The organism is Nostoc sp. C117, assembly GCF_043099735.1.
Taxonomy (GTDB): Bacteria; Cyanobacteriota; Cyanobacteriia; order Cyanobacteriales; family Nostocaceae; genus Nostoc.
This window is the reverse complement of the sequence record NZ_CP170989.1, coordinates 181,606-200,903: the sequence shown is the minus strand read 5'-3', so window position 1 is coordinate 200,903 and position 19,298 is coordinate 181,606. Positions and strand designations below refer to the sequence as shown.

At 41.2% G+C, this 19,298-nt stretch carries 17 protein-coding genes; 16 read left to right on the top strand and 1 reads right to left on the bottom strand.

The annotated features are described in order from the left end of the window. Position 1 precedes the first annotated feature (1 nt). From ACFG4S_RS00945 to ACFG4S_RS00920, 6 genes are all read left to right on the top strand, one after another. Positions 2-1,249: a DUF4255 domain-containing protein gene (locus tag ACFG4S_RS00945; RefSeq protein ID WP_392529974.1), complete on the top strand. Its 1,248-nt coding sequence runs from the start codon at positions 2-4 to the stop codon at positions 1,247-1,249. Beyond that, positions 1,246-3,345 (top strand): ATP-binding protein, encoded by a 2,100-nt coding sequence (locus tag ACFG4S_RS00940; protein ID WP_392529973.1) that lies wholly within the window; start codon positions 1,246-1,248, stop codon positions 3,343-3,345. Before ACFG4S_RS00945 ends, ACFG4S_RS00940 begins: the two co-directional genes overlap by 4 nt. Then, a complete protein-coding gene (locus ACFG4S_RS00935) occupies positions 3,342-3,596 on the top strand; it encodes a hypothetical protein (protein ID WP_392529972.1) in 255 nt (84 codons plus the stop codon). Before ACFG4S_RS00940 ends, ACFG4S_RS00935 begins: the two co-directional genes overlap by 4 nt. Further along, entirely contained in the window at positions 3,593-4,072 is a 480-nt protein-coding gene (locus ACFG4S_RS00930) for an N-acetylmuramoyl-L-alanine amidase (protein ID WP_392529971.1), read from the top strand. The genes ACFG4S_RS00935 and ACFG4S_RS00930 overlap by 4 nt, the downstream gene beginning before the upstream one ends. 72 nt (positions 4,073-4,144) lie before the next feature. Further along, a complete protein-coding gene (locus ACFG4S_RS00925) occupies positions 4,145-5,221 on the top strand; it encodes a hypothetical protein (protein ID WP_392529970.1) in 1,077 nt (358 codons plus the stop codon). A 398-nt stretch (positions 5,222-5,619) separates the two neighbouring features. Further along, the gene (locus tag ACFG4S_RS00920; protein WP_392529969.1) at positions 5,620-6,951 is read left to right on the top strand and encodes a DUF4157 domain-containing protein; all 1,332 of its coding nucleotides are present in this window, start codon (positions 5,620-5,622) and stop codon (positions 6,949-6,951) included. 213 nt (positions 6,952-7,164) lie between these two features. Here the strand turns inward: ACFG4S_RS00920 and ACFG4S_RS00915 are convergent, their stop codons facing one another. After that, positions 7,165-7,287 carry a hypothetical protein gene (locus ACFG4S_RS00915; protein WP_392530143.1) on the bottom strand — a complete coding sequence of 41 codons (123 nt, stop codon included), beginning with the start codon at positions 7,285-7,287 and terminating at the stop codon, positions 7,165-7,167. Between ACFG4S_RS00915 and ACFG4S_RS00910 the strand changes: the two genes are divergently transcribed. The 10 genes from ACFG4S_RS00910 to ACFG4S_RS00865 all read left to right on the top strand — a co-directional run bounded on the left by ACFG4S_RS00910 (position 7,255) and on the right by ACFG4S_RS00865 (position 19,289). After that, positions 7,255-7,467 (top strand): papain fold toxin domain-containing protein, encoded by a 213-nt coding sequence (locus ACFG4S_RS00910; RefSeq protein ID WP_392529968.1) that lies wholly within the window; start codon positions 7,255-7,257, stop codon positions 7,465-7,467. The two genes, ACFG4S_RS00915 and ACFG4S_RS00910, sit on opposite strands and share 33 nt — an antisense overlap. Before the next feature lie 137 nt (positions 7,468-7,604). Beyond that, positions 7,605-8,039, top strand: a complete 435-nt coding sequence (locus tag ACFG4S_RS00905; protein WP_392529967.1) for a hypothetical protein — start codon at positions 7,605-7,607, stop codon at positions 8,037-8,039. Positions 8,040-8,157: 118 nt separating this feature from the next. Then, positions 8,158-8,814 (top strand): hypothetical protein, encoded by a 657-nt coding sequence (locus tag ACFG4S_RS00900; RefSeq protein ID WP_392529966.1) that lies wholly within the window; start codon positions 8,158-8,160, stop codon positions 8,812-8,814. Positions 8,815-8,911: 97 nt separating this feature from the next. Next, positions 8,912-9,196, top strand: a complete 285-nt coding sequence (locus ACFG4S_RS00895) for a LysM domain-containing protein (RefSeq protein WP_392529965.1) — start codon at positions 8,912-8,914, stop codon at positions 9,194-9,196. Positions 9,197-9,208: 12 nt separating this feature from the next. Further along, positions 9,209-10,369: a hypothetical protein gene (locus ACFG4S_RS00890; RefSeq protein WP_392529964.1), complete on the top strand. Its 1,161-nt coding sequence runs from the start codon at positions 9,209-9,211 to the stop codon at positions 10,367-10,369. Further along, the gene (locus tag ACFG4S_RS00885) at positions 10,366-10,917 is read left to right on the top strand and encodes a phage baseplate assembly protein V (RefSeq protein WP_335100255.1); all 552 of its coding nucleotides are present in this window, start codon (positions 10,366-10,368) and stop codon (positions 10,915-10,917) included. The genes ACFG4S_RS00890 and ACFG4S_RS00885 overlap by 4 nt, the downstream gene beginning before the upstream one ends. Then, a complete protein-coding gene (locus ACFG4S_RS00880) occupies positions 10,917-11,321 on the top strand; it encodes a GPW/gp25 family protein (RefSeq protein WP_392529963.1) in 405 nt (134 codons plus the stop codon). Before ACFG4S_RS00885 ends, ACFG4S_RS00880 begins: the two co-directional genes overlap by 1 nt. Beyond that, entirely contained in the window at positions 11,318-13,876 is a 2,559-nt protein-coding gene (locus ACFG4S_RS00875; protein WP_392529962.1) for a putative baseplate assembly protein, read from the top strand. Before ACFG4S_RS00880 ends, ACFG4S_RS00875 begins: the two co-directional genes overlap by 4 nt. Beyond that, entirely contained in the window at positions 13,873-16,755 is a 2,883-nt protein-coding gene (locus tag ACFG4S_RS00870; RefSeq protein WP_392529961.1) for a putative baseplate assembly protein, read from the top strand. Before ACFG4S_RS00875 ends, ACFG4S_RS00870 begins: the two co-directional genes overlap by 4 nt. Then, positions 16,752-19,289 carry a hypothetical protein gene (locus tag ACFG4S_RS00865; RefSeq protein ID WP_392529960.1) on the top strand — a complete coding sequence of 846 codons (2,538 nt, stop codon included), beginning with the start codon at positions 16,752-16,754 and terminating at the stop codon, positions 19,287-19,289. Before ACFG4S_RS00870 ends, ACFG4S_RS00865 begins: the two co-directional genes overlap by 4 nt. The last annotated feature ends 9 nt before the right edge of the window (positions 19,290-19,298 follow it).

Sequence of the window (19,298 nt, the reverse complement as noted above, 5' to 3'; positions counted from 1 at the left end):
GATGAGCAACGCTTTAGCTATTGCGGCTGTCACAATTACATTGCGTCACTTGCTACAGCAAAGGTTTGATGTTGAGAGTTCGGGGGGAATCACTGTGACGACACGACCATTGGATAAAGTACGAGATAATACTGTTAGTAGTGGCGATCAAGTTAATTTATTTCTCTACGATACTCAGATCAACGCGAGTTGGCGGAATATGGATATTCCTTCTCAAGTGAAGCCGGGTGAAACAGGACACCAGCTTTTGCCGTTGAACCTCTACTACCTACTGACTGCTTATGCCCAAAATGATGACTTTCCAGAACCTACGAGTCATCGGTTATTAGGCGTGGCTATGAGTGTTTTTAATGACCATCCTATGATTACTTCTGCGGATATTAGGGCAGCTTTGCCTACTACCGATCCGACTGAATACGACCTTGACTTACAAGAAGAACAGTTGCGAATTGATTATCAACCGCTATCTGTGGAAGAGGTGTTTAATCTCTGGTCAACTTTTCAAGTACCCTATCGAGTTTCAGCTGCTTATGAAGTGTCAGTAGTGCTGATTGAGAGTAGCTTGCCTGCAAAAACTCCACTACCAATTATTAAACGTCAGTCTAGCGATCGCGGCTCAATTCTGCAATCAAACCTATCGTCACCCTTACCCACATTAGTTTCTCTGCAATTACCTAACCAGCAAGCTAGCGCCAGATTGGGCGATATTCTGATTCTTAATGGTTTTCACTTAGATGCTGAAAATGTAGTTATATCTTTGACAAATATTCGGTTAGAAATTTCTCTGGAATTGCCACCTTTAGCAGAGATAACAGCAACAGATATTAGAGTTCAATTACCTGATGAGCCTGTAAATTGGGCGGCGGGTTTTTATACCGTGGTAGTCAAAGTAACGCGGACTAACGAACCAAGTCGGACTACCAATGAATTATCTTTTGCCTTAGCACCAAAAATCTTATATATTATACCACGACAGGCAACAGCAGATGCTAATGGCGAAGTAACCCTCACTTTGATTTTAAGCCCCCAAGTGCGACCAAGACAAAGGGTGGCGTTATTGTTAGGCGATCGCGAAGTGCTAGCTCAACCACATCCAAATCAAACAGATAGGCTGGAGTTTCGGATTGCAGGTGTTACACCGGGTGAGTATTTTGTACGAGTGCGGATTGATGGAGTAGATAGTTTGCTGGTGGATCGCACAGTGACACCGCCTGTTTTCGACCAGAACCAGAAGGTGGTGATTTTATGAACAACCTCGATTCTTGGAGAGCAAACAATGAAGAATACCTAGCAAATGAACTGGCTTGGCTACGCTGGCGTTTGTCTGAGTTTGCACAGTTACCTGATATTGAAAAGCCTAAAGTCACAGAAATGGCAATAGTGGAAGGGATGAATCCATCCACAGCACTAGTTCTATTAAGCCAAAAGTTAGATTTATCTGACTTTGAACAACAGGTCTTACTGTTATGCATTGCAATGGAATTAGATCCAGGTATAGCGCGTCTTTGCGCCAAAGCTTCAGATAATTCTCACCAGCCTTATCCTACCTTTGCCTTAGCTTTATCATTATTCGATGAACCTACTTGGGATGCCCTTTGTTGGGAACGACCTTTGCGTTACTGGCGATTAATTGAAATTCATCAGTCAGGAGTTCAACCGCTGACTACGAGTGGTTTACGGGTAGATGAACGTATATTAAATTATGTTAAAGGATTAAATTCTTTAGATGATCGCTTGGTATCGTTACTGATGGCGATGGAAACAGCTGAATGGAATGTAAAATTACCCCCATCTCAAAACGCTGTTGTCGAAACAATTATTCAGCAACTGCACCAAACGCAGAGAGAACAACGTTTACCTATTATTCAGCTAGTGGGGGCAGATTCCCTCAGCAAGCAACTAATAGCCCAACATGTAGCAGCCCAAGTAGATAAATATGTCTATCGTTTGGCAGTGGAATTATTGCCCACCCAAGCGGGAGAATTAGAGACGGTTGCTCGTTTGTGGCATCGGGAAAGCTTGTTATTACCGCTGGCGCTGTATTTAGATGCCCAAGAGGTTGACGGTAAACCGACTACAGAAGGACAAGCACTTCCCTTGCAGCGATTTATTACCCGCAGTGGTGGTCTACTTTTCCTTAGCACTCGTGAAGTTAGGCAATTGGGTCTGCCGACAATTGTCGTAGATGTTGAAAAGCCAACACTCACGGAACAAAAAGCAACTTGGACTGAGGCATTAGGAGGAGTAGCAGATACTAGTCCGCAACTTCTGGCGACTCAGTTTAACCTGAATTTAGTCAAGATTGAGCAGATTGCCCAGCAAGTGTTGGGGGAAATGCCGTCGCAGGAAGAAGACCTAACCCCCCCAGCCCCCCTTCCCTGCAAGGGAAGGGGGGAGGAAGAGGACTCCCCTCTCCTTGTAGGAGAGGGGTTGGGGGAGAGGTTCAACGAATCGGCTTGGAGAAAAACCTTGCGTGGTAAGCTTTGGTCAGCTTGTCTTGCTAGTACTCGTCCGCAGTTAGATACTTTAGCTCAACGCCTCGAGCCGAAAGCAACTTGGGATAATATTGTCCTACCAGCAGAAGAAACAAACTTGCTGCACCAAATTGCTGACCAAATCAGGCAGCGCAGCCTAGTTTATCAACAGTGGGGTTTTCACAACCGCATGAATCGGGGTATGGGGATTAGTGCCTTGTTTGCGGGAGAAAGTGGGACAGGGAAGACGATGGCGGCGGAGGTGATAGCTAATGATTTGCAGCTAAATCTTTATCGCATTGACCTTTCATCTGTAGTCAACAAATATATAGGAGAAACGGAGAAAAATCTGCGGCGTTTGTTTGATGCGGCGGAAGATGGGGGGGCGATTCTGTTTTTTGATGAAGCGGATGCCTTATTTGGTAAACGTTCTGAGGTGAAGGATAGCCATGACCGCTACGCCAATATTGAGGTGAATTACCTGTTGCAGCGATTGGAGGCTTATCGCGGTTTGGCAATTCTGGCAACGAATCTCAAGAGTTCGTTAGACCATGCCTTTATGCGTCGCTTGCGGTTTATTGTGAATTTTCCCTTTCCGGGTGTGGCTGAACGTCAGGTGATGTGGCAAAAGGTGTTTCCACCAGAGACACCAATACAGGATTTAGATTTTAACCGCTTGGCACGTTTGAATATGACAGGGGGCAGTATCCACAATATTGCTTTGAATGCAGCATTTCTGGCTGCTGGGGCTGGTACGCCTGTAACGATGCAGTTGATGTTAGCGGCGGCGCGGGCTGAATTTCGCAAATTGGATCGACCAGTGAATGAGACAGATTTTCGGGTTTCAATACTTACGGGGGTAAGGGTATGAATATCAATATTGATATAGAGAAGCTGATTTTAGAGGGAATGCCGATTTCTCCCAGTCAGGCGCGGTTATTGCAAGCAGAGGTAGAGAGTGAATTGGCGAAGTTGCTGGCTAATGAAGGTTTACCAGACAACTTGCTTTCAGGTGGGGTAGTGCCTGGTGGTGCTATTCAAGTAAAGCCTGGAATTAACCCCAGCCAAATGGGGCAACAAATTGCACAAGAAATAGTTATCAAAATGTTAGGAGAAAAATGATGAGTAGACCAGACGTAAAATGGATTCCTGCAAGCTCTAAAAATCAGACTGATTACCGTGAATCGACAATTGATTCTATTGTGTGTCACAACACCGACTGTTCATTACAAGCTGCTATAGCCACATTCCAAGACCGTGAAACGAAAGTTTCTGCACACTACATTGTTGCTCGTGACGGTACGTGCATCCAAATGGTGTTAGAAGATCATACCGCTTGGCACGCAGGTGACAGAGCTATGAATCATCGTTCTATCGGAATCGAACACGTTGCTGACAAAAATAATTTAGGTATGACACAAGAGCAACAACAGTGTTCGTTGAATCTCATTGGATATTTGGTGGATAAGTACAAAATTCAAAAGTCTCACATTCATACGCACCGTACAGTAGATACAATGGCTGGCGGAACTGATTGTCCCAAATGGATTTGGCCTGATGAAGCATCGTTTGAAAAGTTTAAAGAGACAATAGCATGAAATCTGACGAGATATTTCTGAAGCGACTGAGCAGCACAATGAACGGCATGTTGAATATTAAGGAATGAAACCATGACTGGTAAAAGAATTGCCCAAACTAATCAGCGGCAAAAAAGTGAGAAACCCCAGGCGAGTGGCATTTTACAGCGTGCTGGCGTTCGTTCTGTTTCGGACGCAGAGGTGCAATCAACAGATGATCGAGAAGCACAACCATTAAGTAATTCAGCTTTATCTAAAGACTTTAGTCGAGTACCTATCAGCACAACTAAACTACAGCAATTTCAGGCAAGAAATCCCCAAAGTCATTCGATACGACCTATCCAGGCAAAATTGACTATCCGGGAACCAGGCGATCGCTACGAACAGGAAGCGGATCGGGTAGCATCACAAGTAGTACAAAGGATCAATGCACCAGCAGAAGCAGGTGGAAAGGAAGGAGCGAAGGAACACTCCCCTCGACTCTACCCCTTAGTTCAGCCACTATCGCAAATTGGTATAAGAAAGAACGAAGCAAATAGAAACATGGAAGTTGTGCAAAGGGCGTTGCACAACAAAATCGTAAAAAAAGAAGGATTTAGTGACTGGGTCTGGAGCGACAATTTAAATATCAAATGGGGAAATTTTCCCGTTCCTCAGCACCCAGTATTAAATGATAATGTATTACACAACGAACTATTGGGTGGATATACTATTATGGATAATGAGGGAAAATATATACACAGCAAGCAATACGGACCATATACCCCGGGGATAGGGAAACAAAATCACGTTGAGAGGAAATTTTGGAATGCTGTTGTTCCTGACCTGGAGGAGATTTTGGAGAAATCTCAATATGTGGTAAGTAGTCAATTGGTGGTGATAGAAATAAACCAGAATCATACGCCATGTAGTGGAGCACAAGGATGTACAAACTTTCTTGACTTGAGCTTGAAAGAGATTAGTGAGAGTGAGGTGGTATCTGTGGTGGGACGCTTCAAGGCTTACAATCGATATGATACAGGACTGTCGGAAGTCCATCCGCTCAATACTAACTTGAAGAAAAACGAGAGGATGGACGCAAATGAGGAAGATATGAAGACAAGCGAGGGATTAGGAGCGAAAGTGTACCATTCATACACCCAGCAGGATAGGTATTCATCAATAACCTAGAGATCGCTTAATCTTGTAGTAGCGTGTCAAGACTAAAATGATGCGATAGAAAAGACTCGTAGTAGCACTTTGGCGCAGAAGTTGAGTATGAATCTAATGCACAAATTTAGCCTTGACACGCCAGTAGGTGCATTAGCGAATGTGTAACACACCAAACAAACCTCAAACAAAGCGATCGCCCACGCATAAATATTGATAAACGTGTGATTGCTAATAGAGTATAAAACTGATTTTAAATGCGATCGCTCATATATGAAGGTTGATGAACGGGCGATCGCTAATAGAGTATAGAACTGATTTTAAATGCGATCGCTAATTTGTAACTTAAGTCAAGGTTCGTAAGCTATCAATTGTCGAACAGCCCAAGTTGCTTATCAATCAAATTGAGGAATTTGACGATGAATCATAAGAGAATTACACAATTTAATCAGCAGCGTAAACTTGAGGCATCCCAAGAAAGTGGAATTTTACAGCGTGCAGCCGTTCGTTCTGTTTCGCAGTCAGAAGTGCAATCAACAGATGATCAAGAAGTACAGCCATTCAGTGATTCAGCTTTTTCCAAAGACTTTAGCCGAGTGCCTATCAGCACAACTAAACCACAGCAGATTATGGCGAAGTTGATGATTGGGCCTGTCGGGGATAAATACGAACAGGAAGCGGATCGGGTAGCGGCGCAGGTGGTGCAGCGAATAAATACACCTGCGTCTGTGCAGTCAGGTGAAGATGAAACTGTTCAGCGAGAGGAGATGGAGACAAAAGATAATGAAGCAAGACTGATGCGATCAACAATCTTACAGGATAGTTCTAATGATGGTGGGATGGCTGCTACCCCAGACATAGAAGCATCCATCAATCAGGCAAGGGGTAGTGGACAACCACTAGCAAACAATATCCGGGAACCGATGGAACAGGCATTTGGAACTGATTTCAGTAGAGTAAAGGTTCACACGGATACTCAATCTGACCAGTTGAATCAATCAATTCAGGCTCGTGCTTTCACTACAGGGCAGGATCTGTTCTTTCGGCAGGGGGAATATAATCCTGGAAGTCGAGGTGGGCAGGAGTTGATTGCCCATGAGTTGACGCATGTAGTGCAGCAGAATAGCAGTCCAGTGCAGCAGCTAGCTGCAAAAGAAGTGTCAACAAAAAATACGCAATGGAGTCATAAACTGACATCACATTCAGAAGTCATACAGCGAGTAAAAATTAATGGTGAGGAAAAAAGTAACTTTATGATAGCAACGCAGGTCAGTAAGGATTTCTATAATAACAATAATTTTGATGAAATTAGAACAGCGCTTAACGACTCTACAACCAAAGATTTTAAAAATAATGAAGAGATATTTTCGTATCTAAAAACCGAGAAAAAAATAATGCCTCAGGAAGAAAACGTAATTTCATCGAAACCCGCAGTCACTTCATCGACAGGATCTGCAACTTCTGTGCATAGCTCAATCCTAAAAGAGGTAGGACAGGTTTTAATAAACGGAAACCAAGTCATAGTGTATGGCAGAGGTAGCAGATACAAAGAACACATAAAACCTAAAAAAGCTCTTGAATACTTGAAGCAACAGCAAACAGACATAAAAGAAGGTAGTAATAATATATTGAAGATAGGAGAAGGAATAACGAAAGGATATTCAAAATATGGGAACATAATCTACGAGTATAAGGAAAGTGAAAAGAAACTCTATTATTGGCATGCACATGATGAAGGCGTTATGGGATGATAAGTAAGGGAAATCAAAGATATCAAAGTAGATAAGTGTTCCTATAAATTGACTATGAAGCAAAAATCATTTTTATTAGTGCCATTTTAACCCACGCAGACTACGATAAGGAGAATTGGAAAAATGACAACTGGTTTAACAAGCCCTACCCGTAAACTCAATTCTCAAGAAGCTTTTAAAGTACGATGCCTGGGTTTGGCGTAGCGATCGCTACTAATTGATTTCCTGAAGATCAATGATGAACAACGCTGGTAAATTACGGCGATCGCTAACGGCTTTCATTTGTTTGAATGCGTCGAATGTGTGGCTGCCATTCAGGAATTTTTGATTATGCAAAACATCCCAGGCAAATCTATCAACCTCTTTACAGGTAGCACCAAAGAGCCATTTTGCAATATCTACCACGATGGTCTGCAAGAAAACATCTCAACTAACGGACGACACCAGGCGATCGCACCCAATCAAAATGAAACATTCCCTAATATCTCTCAAACAGTCCACTCGCTTCGTCCGTAGTGCGATCGCCCACACATAAATATTGATAAACGTGCGATCGCTAATCTTGTAACGATAGTCTTAAAAGTCAAGTAAATCGCTCCCATAGCAAACTCGAACTAATCTGACTAATCTTTTATTTTCTCAGCAAAAAACTGATGTTAGACTTTATTCTCATTTCTAGCGATCAAGCCATATTCAACCCCATCTTTGGCAAAGCAATAGTTGTAGTGCGTCCTTTCATCTTAAAAGGTACTGGCATACCAACAGTTAACAAAAAAAATATTTGCGTTGTTGGTGACGAGAAAAAAGTTATTGTACCTGGTTGTTCTTACATAAGTCCGCCAAATATCACCCCTGGTACAGGAACACTTTCCATTCAATCCTTAGCCATCAATCAAAAAGCTAGAAAAGTTAAATCTACCCGAAAAGCAGTATTGCTCAAAGGTACTACCTTCATAGCGAGATTTCAAGTTATCGTGCCAGCTCAAATACCGCCAACACCAGTAACACCAGCAATACCAGACCCCATTCCTTTCTATCCTGGTACGGGATACTTTACTACTACAAATATGACAACAAAAGGTACTTGATAAAAATTTGTAGAGACACAACTTTTTGTACTCTTATTGACTATGCGATCACACTCTTTTAAAGTTTGCCTTTCTTAAAATTAGTACCAAAAAGCACAAATGATTTAGGAATAATTTTATGTCCAGCTTCCCCCGTGCGCCGAAAACATTAAAAGCAACGATCGCCGTCCTTGATGCTGTTAGCTTTTTACCCAAAGGATTGATTATACTGCAATACAATCCTGAAACACTCAGACGCACTTTACAGGTAAGAGGTGCGGGTTCTGAAGGAAGCGATCGCCTAGAAGCTTTGCGTCTAGTTGCACCACCGCTAGAGACAATTCAACTAGAGGCGGAAATTGATGCCACAGATCAACTGGAGTTTCCTGCAAAAAATCCAGATACAGTGTTGTTTGGCATATACCCTCAATTAGCAGCCCTAGAAACCCTGATCTATCCTAAAAGCAGCCAAATTCAGACAAACAATCAACTCGCCCGCACAGGTGTTTTAGAAATCTTACCAAATGAGGCGGATTTAAGTGTATTTATATGGAGCTTAAATCGTGTAATGCCAGTACGCCTCTCTGAGTTCAGCATTACCGAAGAAGCATTCGATTCTAAACTAAATCCCATTCGTGCCAAAGTCAGTTTAGGTATGCAAGTATTAAGCACAAATGATTTGAGATTTGACCATAAAGGCAGCAGCTTGTTCAGAGTCTATCACAAGCAAAAAGAGCTTCTAGCTAAGGTAAACACGGCTGCGATTGTTATCAAGACAGTTGCTTCTTTCTTATAAAGTTGGCTATCTTTAATCATGAATTATTTCATCTGTAAGTTTCTCAAAAATATCTCGGTAAATATAGGTTTTTAGTTGTAAAATAAAAAAGAGTAAAATGTTTACTGAAAGCAGTCGTTACTACGATATAGAAATTGCCAAGTGGCAAACAACATCAAATCAAACTATCAATTACCTCAGACGCAGATTTTTACCGTCATCACAAAGGTTTGAAATTCTTCAAGAACATCAAGTCAGCGAAGGCGATCGCCTAGATAATATCACTGCAAATTATCTGCATGACCCGGAAGTTTTTTGGCATCTATGCGATGCTAACAACGCTATGCACCCTGATGAATTGACTGCCCAAATTGGTCGGCGACTACGTATTCCTCTGATCTAAAAAGGTTAACTTATGCCTGACTCAGATATTCGCCTAAAACTCATGATTGGTAGCACCATACCAACACCTGCACCTTATGAAGTAATAGACGCGCTGATAGACTTAGAAGTGACTCAACAAGACCGCGATCGCAGTGCCTTTCAAATGACCTTTAGTCTTAGTAAAGAATTAAAAAACTTTTCAGATTATTGGTTACTTCAAAAAGATATTTTGAATCCTCCCAATCGAGTTGTTATTCAAATCATAGTTAATGTAAAAGTCGGTGTAAGCCGTAGTCTTCAAAGCCCTATATTAATTGATGGCATTATTACCGATCATCAAATTGCCCCAAGTAATCAACCAGGGGAATCAAGGCTAATAGTTACTGGTGAAGATATTAGTCTTATGCTCGATCTGGAAGATAAAAATGAAACTTACCTAAACTTATCTGATTCTCAAATTGTTAAGCAAATTTTACAAAAATATAAAGTTAAATATGGGCTGACATTAGATGTACAAGATACTACTAGAGATTTTTCACCCAAAAAAGAAGAACAAATTACCACTCAGCAAAGTACAGACTTACAGTTTATTCAGAAACTAGCTCTACGTAATAGTTTTATTTTTGAAATCAAGCCCGATAAAACTCCAGGAAAAAATATTGCTTATTGGGGTGAGGAAAAAAAGAAAGTTACCCCTTATCAACCAGCATTGTCAATGAACATGGGGGCGTTTACTAATGTAAATTCATCTATAAGTTTCAATTTTAATGCTCTAGAATCTATTAAACCTCAAGCATCAATTAGCGATGAAAAAACTGGAACATCAATTTCGATTCAAGTTCCTAAATCGCCCGGTCAAGCTTTAGCTAACAAGCCTGCTAAATCATTACGAACAGAAGTGCTACGTAGCACCAATAAACTCGAAAAAATCCTAGCTCAAAAGGAAACCGAATTATTAGCCAGCCGTTCGCAGGAAAATGCCGTAACTGCTACTGGGGAAGTAGATACTGTTCGCTACGGTTATGTCTTAGAAGTGCGTCAATTGGTGGGAGTGCGAGGTGTGGGAAAAACTTACGGCGGTTATTACTACGTCAAACAAGTAACGCATCGCATCAAGCGTGGCGAATATAAACAAAGTTTTACCTTGAAACGTGAGGGACAAGGTGCAACAATTCAGATGTTAAAAGTATGAACCAATCAAAACTTGATACTTATGGAAGTATAAATCAACAAAGACCTTCTTTTTACGGCAAATACCGAGGCGTAGTATTTAACAATGATGACCCCTGGAAGATTGGTCGCGTGCAGGCAAAAGTGGAAGAAATTTTTGGCAATGATCCCAGTGGTTGGGCATTACCCTGCGTTCCTTATGCTGGCATTGGAGTTGGGTTATTCTTGATTCCACCCAAAGGTGCTTTAGTGTGGATGGAGTTTGAAAACGGAGATCCAGACTACCCAATTTGGACTGGCTGCTTTTGGGCAGATGAAAAGGTTCCCAATATAGTACCAGCTAATCCTTATGACCCAGAAACTAAGGTACTTAAAACTGACATTGGCAAGATTGAAATCAATGATAAACAAGGTAAGCAGAGCATCACCATTGAAGCCAAAATCGGTAAGCAAACTATGAAAATAGTCATGGATAATTCGGGAATTGAAATCAACAATGGAAACAGTGCGACCGTGAAGCTGAATGGTAATAAGGTATCGATTAACAATTTTGATTTGGAAGTAACTTAATGCCAGAATATCTCGTAAATCTGCCCAGGCAAAGGAATGTCATCAACATCGATTTTCCCTTTCATTTCGATAGAAACTATCACACCTCCAGCACCAGCGATGAAAATAAACACATCCGTGACTTAATTGAACAACTACTCTTTACTACTCCCGGCGAACGAGTCAACCGCCCAGATTTCGGCAGTGGTGTATTGTCTTTAATTTTTGCACCCAATAGCCCCGAACTAGCAAAAGCTATGGAAATTACTATTCAAGCATCTATTGAGCAATGGTTGGGCGATTTAATCGATCTACAAACTTTGGAAGTAACAAGCATTGATTCCAGTCTTTACATAGTGGTGGAGTATTTGGTGCAAAGTTCTGGTGAAACACAAACGGCTACTTTTAGGACGACCATACCATGAACAGCCACACCCTTACTTTCCAAAACGAACAGCGCCGCCAAGAAATCCGTAGGCAAAGAAAAAACGGGCTAGATTATGTAGAAGTTAGCGATGATTTGCGATCGCGTAGCGGCTCCTTCGGAGCATCGCTATATGTCTACTTTTTAGGTTCGGTACCAGAAAACCTGAAAAAAGAGAATCTCTTGATTGAAGGCGGCCAGCGCATCCGCCATCTTCATGTGACTAATTTACAGGTAGAAAGTCCTCAAAATTGTGAGAGTTACTTAACAGTTAATCTTGACCAAACTGGCGATTTCTCTGTGTATACTTTGCGCTTGGTGTCATTAGATGAACAGGGCAAACCCACAGATCAACCATATCCCAATTTTGACCCGCGCTACTCCCAAGTAGAATTTAAATTCCGAGATGGGATCTGTAACACTGACATGGATTGCAAGCAAGAGCAAACTTGTCCGCCAACACAATTAGTTGAACCAGCTATCAACTATTTGGCTAAAGATTATGCTAGTTTTCGCCAGTTGATTTTAGACCGCCTCTCCCTAGTAATGCCGGATTGGGAAGAACGTCATGTTCCCGATTTAGGAATTACTTTAGTGGAAATCCTCGCTTATGTTGGCGATTATCTCAGCTACTATCAGGACGCTGTAGCCACTGAAGCTTATCTAGAAACTGCCCGTCAACGCATTTCTGTTCGCCGTCATGCCCGTCTGATCGATTATCCCATGCATGAGGGTTGTAATGCACGTACTTGGTTATGGCTGGAGACAAGTATTGATATTTCCCTGGAAACAAAAAATTTCTACTTTATTACTAATCATAAAAACGCGCCTCCCTTTGGCACTATCTTAGAAGATACTCGCCATCTAGATGATGTTCCTCCTAACAGTTATGAAGTTTTTGAACCGCTAACGCCCTTACCGATTCATCTCTACAACGCTCATAACAAAATCCTATTTTATACTTGGGGCGATCGCTCCTGTTGTCTTCCTCCTGGTTCCACAACCGCTACATTATTGGATGAATTTATACATCCCACACAGCCAGAGAGGGCAAATTCCTCTTCCCAACTTGAACATCAGCGAAAATTGCATCTGAAAATTGGTGACATCCTAATTTTTGAAGAAATTAGAAGTCCGAAAACAGGTATCCCAGAAGATGCAGATATGAAGCATCGCCATGCTGTACGCTTGACAAATGTCAAGGCAAGTGTAGACGAACTTTACAATCAGCCAATTGTCGAAATCGAATGGGCAGAAGAAGACGCATTACCTTTTCCCCTTTGTATTTCGGCAATAGTCCCACCAGATTGTCGGCTAGTTGATATTAGTGTTGCCAGAGGCAATGTGATTCTAGTCGATCATGGACGCACTATTGAACGGGAAGATTTAGGAACTGTACCGGGAAAAGAGATAATTCACGAGTGCGAAGAGGAAGGCGAACCTAGAGAAATTTTAGTAGTTGGCGATCGCTTCCGTCCTACTTTGCAAAAAACGCCTTTAATTTTCAGTCAACCTCTGTCTAGAAAAAACCTCACCCAAGATGCTAAAAGTCTCTTAATTCAAGACCCTCAGCAAGCATTACCCCAAATCCAGCTTAGGAGTACTGGAAATCACTCTACTTGGACTCCCCAATACGATCTCATAGACAGCAACAACGAAGATCAACATTTTGTTGTGGAAATGGACAACGATGGACAAGCTCACTTGCGTTTTGGAGACGGTGAATTAGGAATAAAACCAGCACCCAATACTCACTTCCAAGCAACTTACCGGGTAGGTAATGGACTTGCAGGTAATATTAGTGCTGAAGCGATTTCTTATATTGTTTTTCACAAAGAACCAATTAGTGGTTCGACATTGCAGCCACACCAGCCCTTCCCCGCTCAAGGTGGGACAGCACCCGAACCTCTATCTCAGGTGAAATTATATGCACCGCACCTATCTCACAAAAAATTAGAGCGTGCCATTACTGCTGATGACTACGCACAATTAGTAATGCAACATTTCCCAACAAAAGTTCAACAAGCAACAGCCACCTTACGCTGGACGGGCAGTGGGTATGAAGTCTGGGTGACAGTAGATCCCTTCAACAAAGAAACGGTAGATCGCAAATTACTGGAAAATATTACCACAGACCTAGAAAAATATCGTCGCATTGGTCATGATGTCATCGTTCAACGAGCAGCATACGTCTGTTTAGATATAGCGATGAGAGTTGATGTCAAATTTGACTATTTGCGCGGTCATGTCAAAGCTACTTTACTGGATATTTTCAGTAACCGGATTTTACCTGATGGTCGGCGTGGTTTTTTCCATCCCAATAACTTGACTTTTGGGCAAGGAATTGCATTAAGTCAGATTGTAGCTCAAGCTTATAGTGTTCCAGGCGTTGAAAGCGTCTCTATAACTAAGCTAGAACGTCTTTTTGCAGGTGACAATCAGGAGATTGAAGCAGGTTTTTTACCCATTGGTTCTTCGGAAATTGCCCGACTCGACAACAACCCCAACTTTCCCGAAAACGGTAAATTTACACTCGATTTGCGAGGTGGCAGATGAAATTAAGTTGTAGCTGTAACTGTCATAACTATAAACCAAGCGATCGCTCTAGTTGTGGTTGCTGTGAAGGTGTCGAAATTATCACTCCCACATCAGTAGCAAATCAACCTGGTTTTTCTACCCTAGCTTATCGAGTTGGAACCCATGCAAGCTTTTTCGAGACAATGAAAGCGCGTCTGGGTGAAAGCAAGTTTCCCTCACTCAAACATCTAAAAACCCGCGATCCTCAAGACACGTCTTTAGCTCTACTAGATGCTTGGGCTACTGTCGCAGACGTTCTAACATTTTATCAGGAACGCATAGCCAATGAAGGTTACTTACGTACAGCGATTGAGCGACGTTCCTTAGTAGAATTAGCTCGATTAGTAGACTATGCACATAGTCCCGGTGTCAGCGCCAGCGTTTATTTAGCTTTTACCCTAGAAGATGGTTACAATTTGGAAATTCCTGTTGGTTTGAGTAGCCAGAGTATACCTGATTCTAACGAATCGCCGGAATTTTTTGAAACATCCGAAAAACTGCAAGCTTATGCCCAGTTGAATCAACTCAAGCCCCGGATGAGTCAACCACAACAAGTTAATTCAACAACCGTTACCGAAATTGATAAGATTTATTTAGATGGTATAAATGCGAATCTCAAACCTAATGATCCACTTTTACTGATCTTTGGTGATGCTAAACAATTCATTCGCAAAATTCAAATTATTGAGCATCAACTAGAGGAAAACCGGACAAAAATTACATTACAATTACTACCAAAAGTTACACAAAAATTAACTAATAAAAATTTAGTAAATACAATAGAAGAAAGAATAAAACAATTAATAAAACTGCCATCCTTACAACCTGCCAATGCTCTAGAACTTGAGCGGACAAAACAACAGATTTTCTCTCCCGAAAATATTGATATGAATTTTCGGTTAATTAATAATACTTTAAATCCCGCTTCAAACACAGCAATATATCAAATTTTAACCAATAATAAAATTAATTCTGCTAATCAGTTAAACCGAATTGAGTTTTTAGGAATCAAAGCTGCACCTTTCGGACATGACGTAGCTTTAAAGCCGATTTTTGACCAGCAAGGGCGAATTGAAAAATATGAGGAATGGCAAATTGCAGATGTAAATGAGTCAATATCAAGCTCCTCTAGCACACTACCATCAGAATTACGAAATATCTTAGCCTTAGATGCTCAATATGATGGAATTATACCTGGAAGTTACCTAGCGATTGAACGTGTAGATATTAATGAAATTGAGATTTATCAAGTAATAAAAGTTGAAAATATCTCTAAAATCGCCTATAACATAGTAGGAAGAATTACCCAACTCACTTTAGATAAGCCTTGGTTAAAAGAACAGGATATATCTTTAGATGTTATGCGTAAAACCACAGTGTATCTCAAGAGTGAAGATTTGAATTTGGTGGAAAAACCAGTTGACCTGAAAGATGCACCAAGCGCTCAAAATTATATATCTGACCAGATGGAAATTGAACTAGACAATCTCTACGAAAATCTCCAACCTGGACGTTGGTTAATTATCTCCGGTGAACGCAGTGATATATCTGATGTCAACGGTGTCTGGGCTAGCGAAGTTGTTATGTTAGCTGGGGTGAGACAAGATATATCTGCGAATTTATCCAATGACAAACCCCATACATTCCTGAAATTTGCTAGACCTTTAGCTTATTCTTACAAACGAGAGACTGTTACTATCTATGGCAACGTAGTCAAAGCCACTCATGGCGAGACTCATACTGAAATACTGGGCAGTGGTGATGGTACTAAAGCAAATCAACAATTTACTCTATCACTACCGCCCCTTAGCTATCTACCAGCACCTATCCCTAGTGGCGTTGCTAGCACTTTAGAAGTATATGTTAATGATGTCCGTTGGCAAGAAGTAGAAAATTTGATTGAGTTAAGTCCAACAGACCGCGCTTATGTCACCCAAACTGATAGTGATGGCAATACAACTATTATCTTTGGCAATGGTGAACATGGAGCTAGGTTGCCTAGTGGGATTGAAAATGTCAAAGCAGTCTACCGCGCTGGCACTGGCAAAAGTGGTAATGTTGCAGCAGAAAAAATTACGCAACTGGCAATGCAACCTCTAGGTTTGAGTGGCGTACTCAACCCCATAGCAGCAACAGGAGGCGCAGACCCAGAAAGCGATTATGAAATACGCCGTAATGCACCCGTTGGCATAACATCTCTCAACCGTGCAGTTTCCGTGCAGGACTATGCCAATTTTGCGCGTACTTTTACTGGAATTGGCAAATCAAATGCTCAACGTCTTTCAAATGGTTCGGAGCAAATTCTGCACATTACCATCGCTGGGGCTGATGATATTTATATTGATAGAAATTCAGATTTATATCGCAGTTTTGTGCAAGCATTATACCAGTTTGGCGACCCCTATCAGTCACTAAAAATAGATATGCGGGAACTAATGCTGTTAATTATCAGCGCCAATGTGCGAATCTTAGCAAATTATCAATGGGAGTCTGTAGCATTGATAATTCGCAGTGCTTTGTTCGATAAATTTAGCTTTGAAAATCAGGAACTAGGAGAAAATGTTGTCCTCAGTGGAGTTATCAGCACGATTCAACAAGTACCTGGGGTAGACTACGTGGATGTAGATATTTTAGATAGCGTTTCCGAAACTGAAGCCAAAAATCCAGACATTTTAAATGCAAAACTTCAAGAATTGGCAAAAGTAGGCAGCACTCGTGGAAATGGACAACCAAAACAATGGATTCCTGTAAACTTAGCTGTTTTTGATTCAACAACAAATCAACTTTTCCCGGCTCAATTAGCTATTCTCAACCCGAAAGTACCAGATACACTAATTCTGAAGGAGTTGAAATCATGAGCAATTCCCCAGACCGTCTTTATGAACTGTTGCCAGCCGTTTACCGCATACGTGATGCAGAACTTGGCTATCCCCTACGGGATTTATTACGTGTCATTGCTGAACAAGTAGATATTGTTGAAGCAGATATTACTCAACTCTATGAGAACTGGTTTATTGAAACTTGCCAAGATTGGGTAGTACCATACATTGGTGATTTAATTGGTTATCAAAGCGTTCATAGTTCTGGTACAAAACAGCAAGATAACAAGATTTTAAATCCTCGTCGGGAAGTAGCAAATACTATTCGCTATCGACGGCGCAAGGGAACGCTAGCTTTGTTGGAATTGCTGGCTGATAAAATAGCTGGCTGGCCGATACGAGTTGTAGAATTTGATCGGCTAGTTAGCAAAACACAGCATATCAATCACCTGCGTTCGTCAACCTCAACAACATTAAATCTGCGCCAGGTGGATGGAATCACAAAATTAAATAGCCCATTCGATGAATTAGCTCATACAGTAGATATCCACCATATTTCTTCACAAGAGCAACCTGGAAAGTATAATACTCCAAATATTGGTATTTTTGTTTGGCGATTAAAAGCTTATTCTATGACTGTCACACCAGCTTTCTGTTTGGAAGAAGTTAGCTCTAACTGCTACACATTTAGTATTACGGGTAACGACACTCCGCTTTACACTCGTCCCCAATTAGCAAAAGATGGAACCCAAATTGATTGCGAATTAAATTTACCTATTCCCATTCAACGGCAAGTTTTGCAATCTCACAAAAGCGATTATTTTGATTCAAACCCAAATCCAGAAGAATTTACCAAAAGTTTGCAAGTCTGGAAAGGTGTTGGCTCAAAACTGCATCTAATCTCTCCAGAGCAAATTATTATTGCCGATCTGGGCGATTGGAATTATCAACTAGAGCAAGACTATATAGCAGTTGATCCAGAATTAGGCCGAATGATTTTTCCGATCCGCCAGTTACCAAAAAATGGTGTTTGGGTTTCTTATCATTATGGTTTCAGTGCTGATATTGGTGGTGGCGAATATGACCGAACTTTGTTAGATTCTACAGCACATTTCTTACTTGATGTTGGTGATATTCAAGAGCCAGCAATTTTTAGCTCACAACAAGATGCTTCTGCATTATCCGAGTTTTTGCGATCGCAATTTTCCAGTGATACCCAAAGGCTTTTGGATGCCTACACCAGTCCTCCTCCCGAACCAGCTTTAATTGCAGCTTTGCTTCCAGAGCTAAATCAACTACTTTTAGGTAAAAGCCTTTACGATCAACAACGTTTTGCATCTATCACCTTGAGTGCCAAAACTAAACGTTTGGTTCAGCAAAATCTCCACGGCAAAGAACTGATTCGCTGTAATCGTTTGCTATTAGAAGAAGCTTTTCCATCTCAAATCAGAAAGCATTATGCTCATTACAGCGTTAGTCAAACTTCACAAGGGTATTATCAAACTATTACTGAAGCAATCTCACAGTGGCAACGAGACAAACCCCATAATGCTGTGATTGAAATTATTGATAGTGGTGTTTATGTAGAACGAATTAATATTGAACTGGAAAACAATCAAAGTCTGCAATTACGTGCAGCTAACCACAAGCGTCCGGTGATACGCATTCTCGATTGGAGAACTTCTTTAGGTGATGCTTTAAATGTTACAGTAGAGTCAGGAAGTTGCTTTGTTCTCGATGGTTTATTGATTACTGGTCGGGGAGTGCATATAGAAGGTAATCCTACTCAATTTGGAGATTATTCTACCTCTATTATGCAAAAACCAGCTGCGATTATTATCCGTCATTCTACATTAGTGCCGGGTTGGTCATTACATTGTGACTGTGAACCCCGACGTTCTAGCGAGCCAAGTTTGGAGTTATTTAATATCAATGCGTGCGTAACGATCGCACACAGTATTATTGGCTCCATTCAGGTTAACCAAGATGAGGTAGAGACTGACCCTTTACCCATAAATATTAGCGATAGCATTATAGATGCTATCAGTATAGAAGGTGAAGCGATCGGTGCAGTGGGTTATTCCATAGCCCATGTGCGGTTGACTATTGCACGTTGCACAGTCTTTGGTCAGATTCAAGTACATACAATTGATTTAGCAGAAAACAGTATTTTTAACGGCATTATATTCGTTGCTCGTCGCCAACAAGGTTGTATCCGTTTCTGCTACGTGATGCCTACCTCACGCACACCACGTCGGTATAATTGTCAACCTGATTTAGTCGAGCAGATGGTTAAACAAAAAACAGAACTACAGCCAGAACAAATAGAGGCGGAACAACTTATCGTTAGATACCGCGTACAACCTCAATTCAACAGTATACATTATGGCACACCTACTTATTGTCAGTTAGCGTCAACCTGTGCTGAAGAAATTAAACGTGGCGCTGATGATGAATCAGAAATGGGTGCTTTTCACAATCTATATCAGCCTCAAAAAGAGGCTAACCTACGCATCCATTTAGATGAATATACACCCGCTAATACTGAAATTGGCATTATTTACGCTAGCTAAAGAGGATTT